Below are 15,377 nucleotides of genomic sequence, written 5' to 3'. Positions count from 1 at the left end.
ACCGCGCCTTACACATATCGCTGGGGTAACGACACGCTGACCCGCGTACCGTGCGTACAGGAAATCGAGAGCGATCCGCCGAGGGCGCTAATCCGTTCACGCATCCCAGTGAGGCCAAATCCCTGTTGATTCGACCCAGGCGGCAGGCCGCTGCCGTCGTCCTCAATCACCAGCATTAGCCGTTCATCCTGTTGCCAGCCCTGAAGCGTCACCGCGCTGGCGTTGGCGTGCTTAACGATGTTGTTCAGCCCTTCCTGACAGACGCGAAACAGCGTCACCCGCTGGCTTTCGCTAAGTGCAGATTCATCAATTCGCCAGTCGAGATGGCTGACGATACCGCGACTTTCCAGCTCCATTTCGCGCATCAGTGAGCGGATGGCCTGCTCCAGCGTGAGATCGTCCAGTTGACGTGGTCGCAGACGGCCTAACAGGCGACGCACCGAATCGTACACGCCGAGAGAAAGTTGTTCGATGTGCGCCCCGCTGCGCTTCACCCCTGCGTTTTCTGGCGCCAGCCGCTGAACAATACCCGCCTGGGTGCGAATGGCGGTGATGGTCTGGCCGATATCATCGTGCAGTTCGCGCGCCACATCCCGGCGCACGCTCTCTTCGGTTTCCAGCAGGCGTTCCGCCAGACGATGGTTGCGTGCTAATTCATTTTGCAGCGACTGGTTAAGTTCGCGCAGACGCTGAATACCCGCACCGAGCAGCAGCCCGGTCAGACTTTGCACCAGCAGCGAGAGCAACAGATCGACGGGATGATCGTGCCAGGTCTGGCTGGCAATCAGCGCGATGGCGTTCATCAGCGTCGCAATCAGTGCCCCTTGCCAGCCGTAGTGCCAGGCCAGCGCAATGATCGGCAACGCGAGGCAAAACGGCGTGAAGCGCGAAAGTTCGGCGGGTAAACCGAGCTGTAGCCACAGGCTGACGCTAAACAGCAGCAGGTACCAGACCAGATACCGCCCGCGCCAGTTCACCGGCTGCGACACCACCGCCGGGCCCAGCGGCAGCCAGGTCGTGCTGGTCAGATAGTGCCAGAACACCAGGCAGATCGGCGCCAGCGTTAATCCGCCGGTGAGCGTCAGCAACAGCGCGTTCCACGCCTCTTCACCTTGCCCAAGCCAGGGCAGCGATTGCAGCAGCGCCGCCGCCGTGAGCGCCGCGCCCTGCAACAGCAGCGTGCGCCAGTCGCGCTGATGGCGGTATCGCGAAATCAACATCACCGGGAGTAACGTGAGGAAGCTGCCGATCATCAAAAGTGGTAAATGGACCAGCGCCACTTCCTGCGCCAGCCAGAAAAGAAGCAGCCATTCCGCGCCCAGCAGCACCGGCCAGTAGCCGCGCGGACATTGCAGCATCAACCCCAGACGCAGGCCAAACGGAAACAGCAGTACCGCTAGCTCCGGGCGCTCAACCAGATGCAGGCTGATGCTCCACAGGCAAAACCACGCGGCAGAGAAGATAAAGAAGCAGGCAACAACGGTGATTAACCGGGAACAGAACGTGTTCATTGCCAGCCGTCAAACATCCGGCGGGCCAGTTCGACGTCGTTGCTGACGCCCAGCTTTTCCATCAGGTTAGCGCGATGCACGTGCACCGTTTTCGGCGACAGACCCAGTTCAGCGGCAATCTCTTTGACCGCCATACCTTGCGCCAGTTTTTCCGCCACCTGACGTTCGCGTTTGGTGAGCGGATCCTGACGACCGGCAGCCAGTTTGACGGCGATGTCCGGCGTCAGGTAACAGCCTCCGGTCGCTACGGTATGCACCGCCGCGATCAGCTCATCCGGGCTGCAGCGTTTAGAAAGGAAACCACGCGCGCCCGCGTTGAGCGCCTGCTCCACCAGCGCCGGGCTGTCGTGGACAGAGAGCATGATAATCGCCATTCCTTTTGGCAACTGGCTTAACAGTTCAAGACCAGAGATATCAGGCATAGAGATATCGCAGATACACACCTGCACGCCGCGTCCCGGTAATCCCGCCAGCGCCTCACTGCCTGAGCCAAACTCAGCGACCACCTGCAAATCAGGTTCCAGCCCCAGCAGTTGGGCAAAGCCGGAGCGGACGATGAGGTGGTCGTCAATAAGGGCAACGGTAATCATGGGTTCATCCTGGCGCTAAGGCATGCCTGATGGCGCTACGCTTATCAGGCCTACGGGCGGGTGCCGTTGTAGGCCGGATAAGGCATTAATGCCGCCACCCAGCAAAAGCGCTTACCTTAACGATAAGTGCTTTGGTGTTCAAGCCTTGAGCGATCAGGCTATGCCAGTTGTGACTGTAAATGTCCGGGTGTGCTGCGGTTCTATTTCAATCAAGGTGCCATTGCGTTGTGCTGCCAGGAATCCTTCAGGTCGACAGGTTGCAGGCAAGGCGAATGCCGCAACCTGTTGATCGCCGTTGTAGAGGATCCAACGCGTCACATAATTCAGCTCCGTGCTGGAGAAACGCGTAACGAACGTGGTGCCATCAGGCGCGATCATGCTAAATTCTGGCTTATCAGTGTACCTGTCCAGTTGGTCAGCAAAGAAGACAATTTCCGGATCGTAAAAATGGGGTTCATTGAGCCGCGCCAGAGAAGCCTCGCCCTGTACAATCCGCTGATTAAACGCCAGCCACTGCTCAGTCGGCTTAACATGCGCGGGTATCGACTCACGCAGCTTCATGGCCTCATCCGGAATATTCTGGCTGAAGGTAGCTTCCGGTACGTAGGCATAGTTCATATGGCACATGTACTGCAACGGCATTGCCACTGAGGCGAGGTTGGTAACCGCCATCTGAATATCAAACAGCGCGCTCGCTTTGTGCATTACCACCGCAGGATGCGCCTGATAATGATGACCGAACCCCATCACATACTCATAGCGTCCAGCCACGCGCAAATTCTCACCCTCCAGCTCCAGCCAGGCTTCATCCATCGCGGCACAAGCCATTTCACCGTGCAAAGGATGTGAATCCTCTGGTGATGGGCAGCCATTTGCCAACAGACCTGAGTGGAAGGCAAAACAGCCGTAGGTCGCCACCACTTCCGCCGCCGGTTTCGGCTGACTGAACATGTTGCGCATGGTCAGGTCATGGCCATCAAACTGAGCATCCCAGATCATCTGCCCCATCCAGGGCAGAATAACCAGATGTCCACGACTGTTTTCTACCTTCAGCCCTTCCACTCCGCTGGCGTAACGAAATGCGGTAACCGTAAAGTCGTTATTCTTCAGTAAGATTCGCGGATGCTCTGCAAAGAGTTCTCGCCACAGCGTTATACGTGTTGTCATGATCGCTCTCCTCAGGAAACGGTCGCTTCAGCCAGGTTGTTGCGCACTTTGCTTTCACGCCAGAAGTAGATACCGACGTACACGAAGCACAGCATGGAGACCAGGAACGAGAGTTGCAATGAATGGAACATATCGGCCACATAGCCCTGAATCGCAGGAACCACCGCAGCACCGACAATCGCCATGACAATGACGGCACCCGCCATTTCGGTATGCTCGTTATCCACGGTATCAAGCGTACCCGCATAGATTGTCGCCCAGCAGGGTCCAAACAGGACACTCACCAGCACTGCGACATACACAGCGCTGAAGCTTGGCGCCAGTGCAACATAGACGAGGAACAGCGCACCAATAATGGAATAGAGAATCAGCACTTTTTCCGGATTGAAGCGCGTCATCAAAATGTTGGCGATAAACTTGCCGATAAAGAAGCAGGCGAAGCTATAGACCATGAAGGTTGAGGCGTCGCGCTCGTTGATATCACCTAATTCCAGTGCCAGACGGATGGTGAATGACCACACCGCGACCTGCATCCCCACATAAAGAAATTGCGCCACAATTCCACGACGGAAACGGGCATTGCTGGCCAGATAACGCAGTGTATCCATCGCTGACGGGCGTTTATGACTCGTGGTTTGCGCGACTTTACATGTCGGGAAGCGAGTCAGCAGGAATAACACCATCACCACAACCAGTACCATAATCATGTACTTGTATGGCTCAAGGGTATTTTCCAGCATCAACACTTTAAAGTTATGGATCTGCTCAGCGTTCATCCCGGCCATCTGTTTTTCCAGGCTTTCACCTTCAGAGAAGACCAGATATTTACCTAGCAGAATGCCAGCAGCCGCACCAATAGGATAAAAAGTCTGACTGATGTTCAGGCGTAAAGTGGCATACGCTTTTGGGCCGATCATTGAGCTGTAGGTGTTGGCTGCTGTTTCCAGGAAGCTCAGACCAATCGCAATCGCGAAAATCGCCGCAAGGAACATGGTGTAGGTGGCCATGTGCGATGCCGGGAAAAAGAGCGTACACCCAACGATATAAAGGGTCAGCCCCATTAAGATGGCGACTTTATAACTGGTCTTTTTAATCACCAGAGATGCTGGAATCGCAATTAAAAAATAACCGCCATAAAAGGCACTCTGAACTAATGCCGAGGCAAAGTTGCTGAGTGAAAATACGCTTTTGAATTGCGTAATCAGAATATCATTTAATGCGGCTGCGCATCCCCATAACGGGAATAAACAGGATAACAAAATAAACTGGAACAGAGGGGTCTTATTCAAATAGCCGTCAGGCATCTGAATGATGTTTTTATCGTTCATAGTGCTACCTTTTACAGTGCAGGAGTATTATTCGTTTAAGGTAAGAAACTCATTAAATTGTTCGATGCTTGGATAAGATGATTGAGTGCCTTTCCCGGTAACGCTGAAAGCAGCGAAGAGAGCGGCTTTTTTCATGGCGGCTTCCACATCACCGCTTTGAACGTAATAGTGAGCAAAACAACCGATGAAAGCGTCGCCTGCACCACTGGTATCGACAGCGTTCACTTTAAACGCTGGAACATGGACTTCCTGGTCACGCGTCATCCACAGCGCACCTTTCTCACCCATGGTGACGATAATATTGTTCAGACCTTTATCAACCAGAGAACGTGCTGCTGCGCGAATATGGTCATAAGTATCCACTGGCATACCGGTTAATATTTCCAGCTCGGTTTCATTCGGCACAAAAAAATCACATTTACAGGCATAAGACATATCTAATTCCCGTAATGCAGGGGCGGGATTTAGTAACACTTCAATACCGTGTTTTTTGCCAAATTCAATCGCGTGATAAACGGTTTCCAGCTGCACCTCCAGTTGCAGGACAATAAGCTGACATTTTTTCAGATCTTCCGCCGCACGATCGATATCTTCCGGGGAGAGAAATTTGTTCGCTCCTTTAATAATCAGAATACTGTTGCTGGAGTTCGCATTAACAAAGATCGGTGCGACACCGCTGCTGGTGCAGGGTACCTTTTCGACATAGGTAGTATTAATTCCCCAGGATTCGAGATTGCGAATAGTGTTATCCGCAAAAATATCATCACCGACTTTTGTCAGCATCAGCACTTTGGAATTGAGCTTAGCGGCCGCAACGGCCTGATTTGCGCCTTTGCCCCCGCAGCCAATTTTGAACGCCGGTGCTTCCAGCGTTTCCCCTTCTTTGGGCATCTGGTTGATGTAGGTGATGAGATCCACCATGTTGGAGCCAATAACCGCGATATCCATTTTACTACCTCTCAGAAACAATCACACAACAATGATATTAAAATAACATTATCATGTTACTTTCGTATCATTTGTGACTAGGATCGCGATTGGAAGATCATTTTATTGTTTATTTATTGCACTAAATGTTACTCCCACATCACAATACAAATGATAAAGTTGCTTACAATTGACTGAAAATTAACTGGATATAATCAATAAAACGTGAAAAAACACGCTTTTATTTCCGGATAGTCAGACGTATAGTAATGCGGCAATGTCATGTTCTCAGAAACACAAAAATGTTACTGAAGGAACATGGGAACATGATTCGTGGAGAAGCACATGGAAACTAAGCAAAAAGAACGTATTCGACGTCTGATGGAATTGTTGAAGAAGACCGACCGAATCCATCTGAAAGAGGCGGCACGAATGCTGGAAGTTTCCGTGATGACTATTCGTCGGGATCTCAGTCAGGATGACGAACCGTTACCACTCACGCTGCTCGGTGGTTACATTGTGATGGTGAACAAACCTGCTGCCATCGTTAACGCGCCACTCCCCGCGCAAAAACAGTATCACCGCGACGATTTACCGGTTGCCATTCTGGCTGCGGGGCTGGTGAGTGAAAATGATCTGGTCTTTTTTGATAATGGTGCGGAAATGCCGTTGGTGGTCAGCATGATCCCGGACGATATTTCCTTTACCGGGATTTGCTACTCGCACCGGGTGTTCGTAGCACTAAATGAAAAGCCCAACGCCACAGCGATTCTTTGCGGGGGGACCTACCGGGCGAAAAGTGACGCCTTTTACGACACCAGCAATCCCTCCCCGCTGGATGCACTCAACCCACGGAAAGTCTTTATCTCCGCCAGCGGAGTCCATGAGCATTTCGGCGTTAGCTGGTTCAATCCGGACGATCTGGCCACAAAACGCAAAGCGATGGAACGCGGATTACGCAAAATTCTGCTGACGCGCCACGCCCTGTTCGATGAGGTCGCCCCCGCCAGCATTGGTCCACTCTCCACCTTTGACGTACTGATAAGCGACCGTCCGTTACCGGCAGATTACGCAACCCACTGCCGGAACGGCTCTGTAAAAGTGATCACCCCGGATTCAGACGGCGACTAACTCACTCAAAGAACACGGTAATTTTGTTAAACATCGACGGATCGGACTGGTTGCGGGCCACTTTCACCACATCTTCCAGCTTGTCGATCTGGCTTATCATCTGCTCAAGACGTTGATCGTCGTTGACCAGTAGCCAGATGCGGCTCTTATCGCTGTCCTGAATCGGTAGACAGAGAATGCCTTCTACGTTGAACGCGCGGCGGGCGAACAGCCCGCAAACGTGAGTCATTACGCCCGGATGGTTGCGTACGGTGAGTTCCAGGATTACGTTGTCATGTGTCTGCTGTTGCATGGCTTATTCCCCCACCATTTCTGTGTTTGCCGCACCCGGCGGCACCATCGGGTACACTTTTTGTTCGGCATCGATGCGCACGTGAATCAGCGCAGGCCCAGGACGATTAATAATCTCCTGCAACGCTGCCTGTGGGTCCGCTTCGTTATTCAGATCGCAGGTTTCGAGACCAAACCCGGCGGCTATCTGCATAAAGTTAATCATCCCCGGATAGGTCGCGGCAAAAACACCCTGCTTATAGAACAGACTCTGCTGCTGATACACCAGACCCAACGCTTCGTTATTCATCAGGATGATTTTAATATCCAGCTGATTTTCGCTGGCTGTCGCCATTTCCTGAATATTCATCATCAGGCTGCCGTCGCCGGAGAAGCACAGCACTTTCTTGTCTGGATTGGCCAGCGCCGCGCCAATTGCCGCTGGCAGGCCAAAGCCCATAGTTCCCAGACCGCCGGAGGTCAGCCACTGACGCGGACGATTCAGCGGGTAAGCCTGTGCCGCCCACATCTGATGCTGGCCTACATCGGTGGTGATAATGGCGCTGTCATCCACGCAGGCAGCCACGGCGTTGATCAATCCATAGTGGCTGAGCGGGTCGCTTTCCTGCGGAATAGTGCAAGGGAATTCACGTTGTAAATCGGCCACCGTTTGATGCCACGACTCTCGCGGCTGCGCGTCAATTAATGGGATCAATTGTGCCAGAACCTCATCGACATCCGCCTGAATCGCCACGTGCGGTTGTTTGATTTTACCCAGCTCCGCGCGGTCGATGTCCACGTGAATGATTTTGGCGTTCGGGCAGAACTGCTCCGTTTTACCAATCGCCCGGTCATCAAAACGTGCGCCCAGAACAATCAATAAATCCGCTTCTTGCAGAATAAAGTTAGTGCTACGCGCGCCGTGCATGCCCAGCATGCCTAACGACAGCGGATGCGCTTTCGGCAACATACCGAGCGCCATTAAGGTCATAGTGGTGGGCAGCATCGCTTTTTCCGCCAGTTCACGTACGCGCTCAGGTGCGTTAATCACGCCGCCGCCAAGGTACAGCACCGGACGCTGTGCGGCGTTAATCATGGCTGCGGCATCGCGAATGCTGTCCTGGCTGAACGCTGGTGCCGCCATTTTCTGCGCAGGCTCCGGCATCTCTTCAATGTCAAAAACGGCGGTTTGAATATCCTTAGGAATGTCTATCCACACCGGGCCTGGACGTCCGGACTGCGCAATGCGGAACGCATCGCTCATGACCTGCGGTAATTCACTGATATGGCGGACCAGATAGTTGTGCTTAGTGATGGGGATAGAGATGCCGTAGGTGTCGACTTCCTGGAAGGCGTCGGTGCCTATCATTGAGGCCGGAACCTGCCCGGTGATACACACCAGCGGGATGGAATCCAGACGCGCATCAGCAATGGCGGTCACCAGATTGGTTGCGCCCGGTCCGCTGCAGGCCATACAGACGGCGGGTTTGCCATCGGTTCTCGCCATTCCCTGCGCGATAAACCCTGCTCCTTGCTCGTGGCGCGCCAGGATATGACGGATTTGCGTGCTTTGACTTAAGGCGTCATAGACGGGAAGAATCGATCCGCCGGGAATACCGGTAACAACCTGAATTCCCTGGCGTTCCAGGAAATGAACGATGAATTCTGCGCCCGTAAAACGCGTACGCTTGGATGTTATGCCCGAACTTGCCATGCTCCAGTCCTTTTATTCTGGGCCTTTGCTCCGGGCAGGTCTCTGAAACGAAAAACCCCGCCCGGTTTGCGCCGGCGGGGTTTTGGAATCGTGTGTTGATTCAGACCCTACGGCGCATTGCCGACGACCACCACCACACGCACGACGACCGCTGCGCGAGATGGCGCAGTTTTTAGTAGGGTCGCAGTCAGCATGGAAGGGTTCATTAGGGACCTGTCTGTTTGTTGATTAACTGGATTTATACAAACACAGGTTTTTCAGCGTGACAATGGAAAAATTTTCATCTGCATAAAAATGCGTCAACGATCACATTTCGTTGTGCATTGCTGAAAAACAAAAAACCCCGCCGGAGCGAGGTTTTTTTCAGTGCTGTGCGGTTGGTAGCCGCCGAACACACTGTGTTATGTCAACGAAAAAAGTATACGCGTTCTGCGAAGAACACGCAATTTCGGCACGAATTTTGATGGTTTTGAGTATGGAACATGAATAGCGTAACGTCCATAAAATACTGTTAATTTATACAGTATTTATCTATAATGTCTCGGTACGCAATGTGTTATGCGGGGGCCGCATCGTAAACCGGCGCATCAAAGTCCTGGCTGAAACGGGTGGTGCCGTCAGCGCCTTAACCCCCGTGTGAGCACACTGTGTTATGTCAACAAAGGTGCTGGCAACAGGCAGCGGCGAGGTACGTCAGCACCGTGCTCCTTGTACCAAAAGGAGAGCGTATGAGCCTCGTGGATATCGCTATTCTTATCCTCAAACTCATTGTTGCAGCACTGCAACTACTTGATGCTGTTCTGAAATACGTTAAGTAATTCGGATTCAAGTCGCACCTAAGGGGGGCGGGTAACACTCCGCTCCCCTTTCACCTTCTCCCTGGTGCTTGTGTCGCGCCAATATGTTACGTTTTTATGACATTCTCAGGGAAGAATTCCACCATGACGCTTTCTGTTTTCTGCATTTTGCTGTTCGCCGCGCTGCTGCATGCCAGCTGGAATGCCATTGTTAAAGCTGGAAACGATAAACTGTACTCAGCGATCGGTGTCAGCGGTTCTGCTGCAATTATGGCATTGATTTGCTTACCCTTTGCGCCGCAACCTTCCGCCGCCAGCCTGCCGTTTTTAGCCGTCTCAACTGCGTTGCAAATTGTATATACCGTCCTGGTCGCCAAAACCTATCAGGTTTCGGATATGAGCCAGACCTATCCGTTAATGCGCGGCACAGCGCCACTACTGGTCGCAATTATCAGCGTCCTGTTTCTTGGCGATAGCCTCTCTGTTCTAGCCTGGGTGGGGATTGCCACGATCTGTCTGGCGATCCTCGGCATGGCGTTTAACGGACGCAGCAGCTCGCAACGCGGGATCGTGCTGGCGCTCATTAACGCCTGCTTTATCGCCGGATATACGCTGGTTGATGGCACCGGCGTACGTTTATCAGAAACCGCGCTGGGTTATACGCTGTGGACCTTCTTTCTGAACGGCTCCTGCCTGCTGGGCTGGGCGATGATTGCCCGACGCCGGGAAGCGTCGCGCTATCTGGTACAGCAGTGGAAGAAAGGTATTCTTGGCGGGATTGGCACAATGGGTTCTTACGGTCTGGCGCTGTGGGCCATGACTCAGGCTCCGTTGGCGGTAGTCGCTGCGCTGCGTGAAACTTCCATCCTGTTTGGCGCGCTGCTCGCGTGGCTGCTACTGAAAGAGAAGGTTGCCGGAATACGTCTTGTTGCGGCTGGAAGCATTGCCATAGGCGCAGTTTTGCTACGCTTATCATGACCTCTGTAAACCCGATGCAATCCGGCAACATTTGTTGCCGCTTTTTGTTTACATTTCCTGCCGTTCATCGTTTAAACATTCCAGCCCACTATCTGGCCTTCTTTTTCTGTTGTGGTAGATTCCACGCGCATTTACGGGAAAGTGCAGCACCTTATTCTTATTTTTTCACTTTTTGAAAAGTAATCAGCGAAATGAAAAGGCATAGAAGCGTCAATTTGTTGTTGATGTTGGTATTACTGGTGGCGGTAGGTCAGATGGCGCAAACCATTTATATCCCCGCGATTGCTGATATGGCGCGTGAGCTGAACGTTCGCGAAGGGGCGGTGCAAAGCGTGATGGCCGCCTATCTGTTGACCTACGGCCTGTCACAACTGATTTACGGCCCACTTTCCGATCGCGTTGGCCGCCGCCCGGTGATCCTCGCCGGGATGTCCATTTTTATGCTGGCTACGCTGGTCGCCATAACCACCCACAGCCTGACGGTATTGATTATCGCCAGCGCAATACAGGGGATGGGAACGGGCGTCGGCGGTGTGATGGCGCGAACGTTACCGCGCGATTTGTATGAAGGCACGCAGTTACGCCACGCTAATAGCCTGTTAAACATGGGGATTCTTGTCAGCCCACTGCTGGCACCGCTGATTGGCGGTATGCTGGATACCCTGTGGAACTGGCGAGCCTGTTACATCTTCCTGCTGGTGCTGTGTGCAGGCGTCACGTTTAGCATGGCGCGCTGGATGCCGGAAACGCGCCCCGCAGGTGCGCCGCGTCCACGGCTTATCGCCAGCTACAAAACGCTGTTTGGCAACAGCTCTTTCACCTGTTACGTGCTGATGCTGATCGGCGGCCTGGCGGGCGTTGCGGTCTTCGAAGCCTGTTCCGGGGTGTTGTTAGGCGCGCGTCTCGGCTTAAGCAGCATGGTGGTCAGTATCCTGTTTATTCTGCCCATTCCGGCGGCGTTTTTTGGTGCCTGGTTCGCCGGTCGCCCGAATAAGCGTTTCTCGACGCTAATGTGGCAGTCAGTTATCTGCTGTCTGGTCGCCGGTTTGATGATGTGGATCCCTGGTCTGTTCGACGTGATGAACGTCTGGACGCTGCTGGTTCCCGCCGCACTGTTTTTCTTCGGCGCCGGGATGCTGTTTCCGCTGGCAACCAGCGGCGCAATGGAGCCTTTCCCGTTCCTGGCCGGTACTGCTGGTGCGCTGGTTGGTGGATTACAGAACATTGGTTCCGGCGTGCTGGCGTGGTTCTCTGCCATGCTGCCGCAGACCGGGCAAGCCAGTCTGGGCCTGCTGATGACCCTTATGGGGCTGTTGATTTTTGTTTGCTGGCTTCCGCTGGCGTCACGCGTGTCGCATCAGGGACAGGCGGTTTAAGCGTATGATGGCCCGGCTTCTCGCCGGGCTTTTCACACTCAGGGGCAATCATGGTATTCAACAACGGCTCCAGCGCCGGTCTCCATGCCCCTTCCTCACCATCATAGAACTGCGTATCCGCATTGATAGCATAGGGAATTTTCGCTTTCTTCAGCTCGCAAGCCATAAAGCGGGCAAACGCCATTTGCGAGGCAGAAGGCGCATTCCTGATAGTTTCTCCCGGCGACCAGCCTCCTACCCAACTAACATGACCGGTTTTCTGCTGCCAGTGAATGGCGGTATTGATACGGGCGCGAATGGCGGCCTTTTCTGCCGCTGTCCCTGAGGTCCACGGGTATTTACCGTTATTTTTCAGCGGCCCCCACGGGAAAATATGCCATTGGGCCAGCACGGTATTCTGACTTTGCGGCGGCAACTTTAGGTTGGGCAAATCTTCCGGAGCGGCATGCAGTTTCGGCGCGATAAATATCATTCGCTGTGGATCGATGGCATGGATGGTACGGATGGTTTTGTCATACACCCTATTGAGCGACGCCTGATTATGGTTGAGCTTATCGGCAGGTTCATAAATCAGGTCGAAACCCAGCCACGGCGAACTTTGACCAAAGTAATGCGCCACTGCCACCCACCAGTTAACCACCTCTTTTTCGTTACTGGCACTGGGGTCTTTTTTATACTCGTCAGCCTGATAGGCGATTATCGGGATCACGCCATACTGCTCGCAGGCTTCCACCAGCTTGCGCAGATGAATGAGCCGCGCCTCCGTAGGCTCACCCGCCACGCGAATGCGCACGTGGGTCACCCCTTTCGCCTTATAATCCCGCACCACCAGCGGATCGAATTCACGGATGCCCCGATCGGTACGCGCCCAATCTACGTTCATCCCAACCCCAAGCTGCTGCACATACTGCGCCGCCGTCAACACAGGTTGCGCGGCACACACGGTGGCGCTGGCCAACAGTAAAAGGGAAACAATCGGCTTTAACACGGTCGTCCTTACGCAAATCATCAGGAGTGATATCACGTATTTAGCACGCTTTTTCACTTTCCGTGTAGAGCGAAAGCGTAAAAAATATTCGCGACCCGCTTATTTAACCTGCTCCTGTAGCCAGCCAATAAACGCCTCGATTTTCGGCCACTGCCTGCCGGGCAGCGTGGTGATGTAGTAATGCTGATGACATTTCAGCGCCATATCGCCAAAAGGCGCAATCAATTCTCCGCTGTCGAGGCGTTTTTGCACCAGCCGTTTTCGGCCCATCGCTACGCCGATATGGTTCATTGCCGCAATCACTGCTAAATCAGAACGATCAAAACCAATCCCCGACGATGTCGGCAAATTCGCCGCAAAATTCTGCGCCCAACTGTGCCACTCATCGGTCCCGGAATCGTTACTCCACGCCTGTCTGTCGTGCAGCAACGTACAGTGCGGCAAATTCACCAGCGAACCGGTAAGGTCATGGCGGCGGGCGTAGTCCGGGCTGCACACCGGCAGGATCTCTTCATCCATCAGGAAGTGATGCGTGAGTTGCGCGGAGGGTGCATCGTCAAAATAGATGGCGAGATCGATACCCGCACGCTGTAGATTGACGTTGTCGTTCCCGGTCAACATGGTTAGCGAAATTGACGGGTAGCGACGGGTAAAGTCGCCGAGCGCCGGAACCAGCCAGCACTGGGCGATAGAAGGCCGTGAGTAGACGGTGAGCGTCCCCGAGAGCTCCTGATTCTTAATATCAAGAATCTCCTGGTTAAGCGTGTCCAGCGACGACTTCAGCGCCCAAAATACCCGCTTACCCTCATGAGTGAGTTCCACTTTGCGATGAGAACGAACAAATAATTGGATACCAAGCTCATCTTCAAGCTGATTTATGCGATGGCTGACGGCGCTGGGGCTCAATGACAGCTCGTCTGCCGCCAGCGCAAACGACTGATGCCGGGCCGCCACTTCAAAAGTATACAGCTTTGACAGCTGCCAGCCGTTGAGCAGCCGGTTTCTGACTTCGCGTAGGGGATCCATTCTCACCTCCTTTCCTTCTGATTCATACGCTGGAGTGTAAAAAAGTTCGCTGTAAAAATCAGCTCAAAGGTGAATCAGAGTGAACCATATCGCATAAACAAAGCGCAATTAGACATAAATCACTCATTTGATGCAATCTGGCTCATGTGAATGGGGATTTATATCGTTTGTCAGACCATGCCTTATTTTTGTCCAATAACCCTATATTAATCACAGGGCAAGGTGAGTTATGCACTCTCAAATCTGGGTTGTGAGCACGCTGCTGATAAGCATCGTGTTAATCGTTTTGACCATCGTGAAGTTCAAATTCCACCCGTTTCTGGCGCTGCTGTTAGCCAGCTTCTTCGTGGGTACGATGATGGGCATGGGGCCGTTGGATATGGTCAATGCCATTGAGAGTGGCATCGGCGGTACGCTGGGCTTCCTCGCCGCGGTTATCGGCCTTGGGACCATTCTGGGCAAAATGATGGAAGTGTCCGGCGCAGCCGAACGCATTGGCCTGACGCTGCAGCGCTGCCGCTGGCTATCCGCCGACGTCATTATGGTTCTGGTTGGGCTGATTTGCGGGATCACGCTGTTTGTTGAAGTCGGCGTGGTGCTGTTGATTCCACTGGCCTTTTCAATTGCCAAGAAAACCAATACTTCATTACTGAAGCTGGCGATTCCGCTGTGTACGGCGCTGATGGCGGTGCACTGCGTGGTACCACCGCATCCGGCTGCCCTGTTCGTGGCGAACAAGCTGGGCGCAGACATTGGCACCGTGATTGTCTACGGCTTACTGGTCGGCTTGATGGCCTCGCTGATCGGCGGTCCTCTGTACCTGAAATTCCTGGGTAACCGTCTGCCGTTTAAACCGGTTCCGGCTGAGTTTTCTGACCTTAAAGTGCGTGACGAAAGTACGCTGCCGTCGCTGGGTGCTACGCTGTTTACCGTTCTGCTGCCGATTGGCCTGATGCTGGTAAAAACCGTCGCTGAGCTGAACATGGCGAAAGGCAGCACGGTATATACGCTGCTGGAGTTTATTGGTAACCCGATCACCGCGATGTTTATTGCCGTTTTCGTTGCCTATTACATTCTCGGCCTGCGTCAGCACATCGGTATGGGTACGTTGCTGACCCACACTGAAAACGGTTTTGGCTCCATAGCTAACATTCTGTTGATTATCGGCGCAGGCGGCGCATTCAACGCTATCCTCAAGAGCAGTGGGCTGGCGGATACTCTTGCGCTGATCCTCTCGAACATGCATATGCACCCGATTCTGCTGGCGTGGCTGGTGGCGTTAATCCTGCATGCTGCGGTGGGTTCCGCCACGGTGGCAATGATGGGCGCCACGGCAATCGTTGCACCGATGCTGCCGCTCTATCCCAACGTCAGCCCGGAGATCATCGCCATTGCTATCGGTTCCGGCGCTATTGGCTGCACGATCGTTACCGATTCCCTCTTCTGGCTGGTGAAGCAATACTGCGGTGCCACCCTGAATGAAACGTTTAAATACTATACGACCGCGACATTTATCGCGTCCGTGATTGCACTGGCTTGCACATTCCTGCTTTCCTTTATTATCTAAGCGCAAA

General features: G+C 53.4%; 15 protein-coding genes. 5 read left to right on the top strand and 10 right to left on the bottom strand.

Annotation, left to right across the window (positions count from 1 at the left end; genetic code table 11):
- Window positions 1-8: 8 nt before the first annotated feature.
- The 5 genes from uhpB to rbsK all read right to left on the bottom strand — a co-directional run bounded on the left by uhpB (window position 9) and on the right by rbsK (window position 5,544).
- Window positions 9-1,511, bottom strand: coding sequence for a signal transduction histidine-protein kinase/phosphatase UhpB (gene uhpB, locus OGY08_RS09990; RefSeq protein WP_286565871.1), 1,503 nt, complete (start codon window positions 1,509-1,511; stop codon window positions 9-11).
- On the bottom strand, window positions 1,508-2,101 hold the full coding sequence (uhpA, locus tag OGY08_RS09985; protein ID WP_003023923.1) for a response regulator transcription factor UhpA: 594 nt from the start codon (window positions 2,099-2,101) through the stop codon (window positions 1,508-1,510). The genes uhpB and uhpA overlap by 4 nt, the downstream gene beginning before the upstream one ends.
- A 153-nt stretch (window positions 2,102-2,254) precedes the next feature.
- On the bottom strand, window positions 2,255-3,268 hold the full coding sequence (locus OGY08_RS09980; RefSeq protein ID WP_048215247.1) for an aldose 1-epimerase family protein: 1,014 nt from the start codon (window positions 3,266-3,268) through the stop codon (window positions 2,255-2,257).
- Between the two features lie 11 nt (window positions 3,269-3,279).
- Entirely contained in the window at window positions 3,280-4,596 is a 1,317-nt protein-coding gene (gene fucP, locus OGY08_RS09975) for an L-fucose:H+ symporter permease (RefSeq protein ID WP_003827126.1), read from the bottom strand.
- Window positions 4,597-4,623: 27 nt separating this feature from the next.
- Window positions 4,624-5,544, bottom strand: coding sequence for a ribokinase (gene rbsK / locus OGY08_RS09970; protein WP_003827124.1), 921 nt, complete (start codon window positions 5,542-5,544; stop codon window positions 4,624-4,626).
- A gap of 324 nt (window positions 5,545-5,868) precedes the next feature.
- On the opposite strand from rbsK, the gene OGY08_RS09965 reads away from it, so the two are divergent.
- Window positions 5,869-6,654, top strand: a complete 786-nt coding sequence (locus OGY08_RS09965) for a DeoR family transcriptional regulator (protein ID WP_003827122.1) — start codon at window positions 5,869-5,871, stop codon at window positions 6,652-6,654.
- A gap of 1 nt (window position 6,655) precedes the next feature.
- Here OGY08_RS09965 and ilvN read toward each other — a convergent pair whose 3' ends face one another.
- The 3 genes from ilvN to ivbL all read right to left on the bottom strand — a co-directional run bounded on the left by ilvN (window position 6,656) and on the right by ivbL (window position 8,844).
- Window positions 6,656-6,946 (bottom strand): acetolactate synthase small subunit, encoded by a 291-nt coding sequence (gene ilvN / locus OGY08_RS09960; RefSeq protein ID WP_003023914.1) that lies wholly within the window; start codon window positions 6,944-6,946, stop codon window positions 6,656-6,658.
- Window positions 6,947-6,949: 3 nt separating this feature from the next.
- Window positions 6,950-8,638: an acetolactate synthase large subunit gene (gene ilvB, locus OGY08_RS09955; protein ID WP_048215245.1), complete on the bottom strand. Its 1,689-nt coding sequence runs from the start codon at window positions 8,636-8,638 to the stop codon at window positions 6,950-6,952.
- A 107-nt stretch (window positions 8,639-8,745) separates the two neighbouring features.
- Window positions 8,746-8,844 (bottom strand): ilvB operon leader peptide IvbL, encoded by a 99-nt coding sequence (gene ivbL, locus OGY08_RS09950; RefSeq protein WP_003827118.1) that lies wholly within the window; start codon window positions 8,842-8,844, stop codon window positions 8,746-8,748.
- 522 nt (window positions 8,845-9,366) lie between these two features.
- Between ivbL and tisB the strand changes: the two genes are divergently transcribed.
- The 3 genes from tisB (at window position 9,367) to emrD (ending at window position 11,789) form a co-directional block, all read left to right on the top strand.
- Window positions 9,367-9,456, top strand: coding sequence for a type I toxin-antitoxin system toxin TisB (tisB, locus tag OGY08_RS09945; RefSeq protein WP_003023909.1), 90 nt, complete (start codon window positions 9,367-9,369; stop codon window positions 9,454-9,456).
- A gap of 123 nt (window positions 9,457-9,579) precedes the next feature.
- On the top strand, window positions 9,580-10,413 hold the full coding sequence (locus OGY08_RS09940) for an EamA family transporter (protein ID WP_125363074.1): 834 nt from the start codon (window positions 9,580-9,582) through the stop codon (window positions 10,411-10,413).
- Window positions 10,414-10,604: 191 nt separating this feature from the next.
- Complete coding sequence (gene emrD, locus OGY08_RS09935) at window positions 10,605-11,789, top strand: multidrug efflux MFS transporter EmrD (protein ID WP_032934162.1); 1,185 nt, start codon at window positions 10,605-10,607, stop codon at window positions 11,787-11,789.
- Here the strand turns inward: emrD and OGY08_RS09930 are convergent.
- Together OGY08_RS09930 and dsdC are read right to left on the bottom strand one after the other, a co-directional pair.
- Complete coding sequence (locus OGY08_RS09930) at window positions 11,716-12,798, bottom strand: cellulase family glycosylhydrolase (protein WP_125363090.1); 1,083 nt, start codon at window positions 12,796-12,798, stop codon at window positions 11,716-11,718. The two genes, emrD and OGY08_RS09930, sit on opposite strands and share 74 nt — an antisense overlap.
- Window positions 12,799-12,876: 78 nt before the next feature.
- Window positions 12,877-13,803 (bottom strand): DNA-binding transcriptional regulator DsdC, encoded by a 927-nt coding sequence (gene dsdC / locus OGY08_RS09925; protein WP_057067116.1) that lies wholly within the window; start codon window positions 13,801-13,803, stop codon window positions 12,877-12,879.
- Window positions 13,804-14,032: 229 nt separating this feature from the next.
- On the opposite strand from dsdC, the gene dsdX reads away from it, so the two are divergent.
- Window positions 14,033-15,370: a D-serine transporter DsdX gene (dsdX, locus tag OGY08_RS09920; protein ID WP_003827107.1), complete on the top strand. Its 1,338-nt coding sequence runs from the start codon at window positions 14,033-14,035 to the stop codon at window positions 15,368-15,370.
- The last annotated feature ends 7 nt before the right edge of the window (window positions 15,371-15,377 follow it).

It is taken from the genome of Citrobacter sp. Cpo069 (assembly GCF_030332785.1).
GTDB classification, from domain to species: Bacteria; Pseudomonadota; Gammaproteobacteria; order Enterobacterales; family Enterobacteriaceae; genus Citrobacter; species Citrobacter portucalensis.
Note: the sequence above shows the minus strand (reverse complement) of the source record. Positions and strands in the feature narration are given on the sequence as shown.

Coding starts and splice junctions, on each gene's coding strand:
- uhpB (WP_286565871.1), bottom strand. CDS start 1,511: ATGAACACGTTCTGTTCCCGGTTAATCACCGTTGTTGCCTGCTTCTTT.
- uhpA (WP_003023923.1), bottom strand. CDS start 2,101: ATGATTACCGTTGCCCTTATTGACGACCACCTCATCGTCCGCTCCGGC.
- OGY08_RS09980 (WP_048215247.1), bottom strand. CDS start 3,268: ATGACAACACGTATAACGCTGTGGCGAGAACTCTTTGCAGAGCATCCG.
- fucP (WP_003827126.1), bottom strand. CDS start 4,596: ATGAACGATAAAAACATCATTCAGATGCCTGACGGCTATTTGAATAAG.
- rbsK (WP_003827124.1), bottom strand. CDS start 5,544: ATGGATATCGCGGTTATTGGCTCCAACATGGTGGATCTCATCACCTAC.
- OGY08_RS09965 (WP_003827122.1), top strand. CDS start 5,869: ATGGAAACTAAGCAAAAAGAACGTATTCGACGTCTGATGGAATTGTTG.
- ilvN (WP_003023914.1), bottom strand. CDS start 6,946: ATGCAACAGCAGACACATGACAACGTAATCCTGGAACTCACCGTACGC.
- ilvB (WP_048215245.1), bottom strand. CDS start 8,638: ATGGCAAGTTCGGGCATAACATCCAAGCGTACGCGTTTTACGGGCGCA.
- ivbL (WP_003827118.1), bottom strand. CDS start 8,844: ATGAACCCTTCCATGCTGACTGCGACCCTACTAAAAACTGCGCCATCT.
- tisB (WP_003023909.1), top strand. CDS start 9,367: ATGAGCCTCGTGGATATCGCTATTCTTATCCTCAAACTCATTGTTGCA.
- OGY08_RS09940 (WP_125363074.1), top strand. CDS start 9,580: ATGACGCTTTCTGTTTTCTGCATTTTGCTGTTCGCCGCGCTGCTGCAT.
- emrD (WP_032934162.1), top strand. CDS start 10,605: ATGAAAAGGCATAGAAGCGTCAATTTGTTGTTGATGTTGGTATTACTG.
- OGY08_RS09930 (WP_125363090.1), bottom strand. CDS start 12,798: ATGATTTGCGTAAGGACGACCGTGTTAAAGCCGATTGTTTCCCTTTTA.
- dsdC (WP_057067116.1), bottom strand. CDS start 13,803: ATGGATCCCCTACGCGAAGTCAGAAACCGGCTGCTCAACGGCTGGCAG.
- dsdX (WP_003827107.1), top strand. CDS start 14,033: ATGCACTCTCAAATCTGGGTTGTGAGCACGCTGCTGATAAGCATCGTG.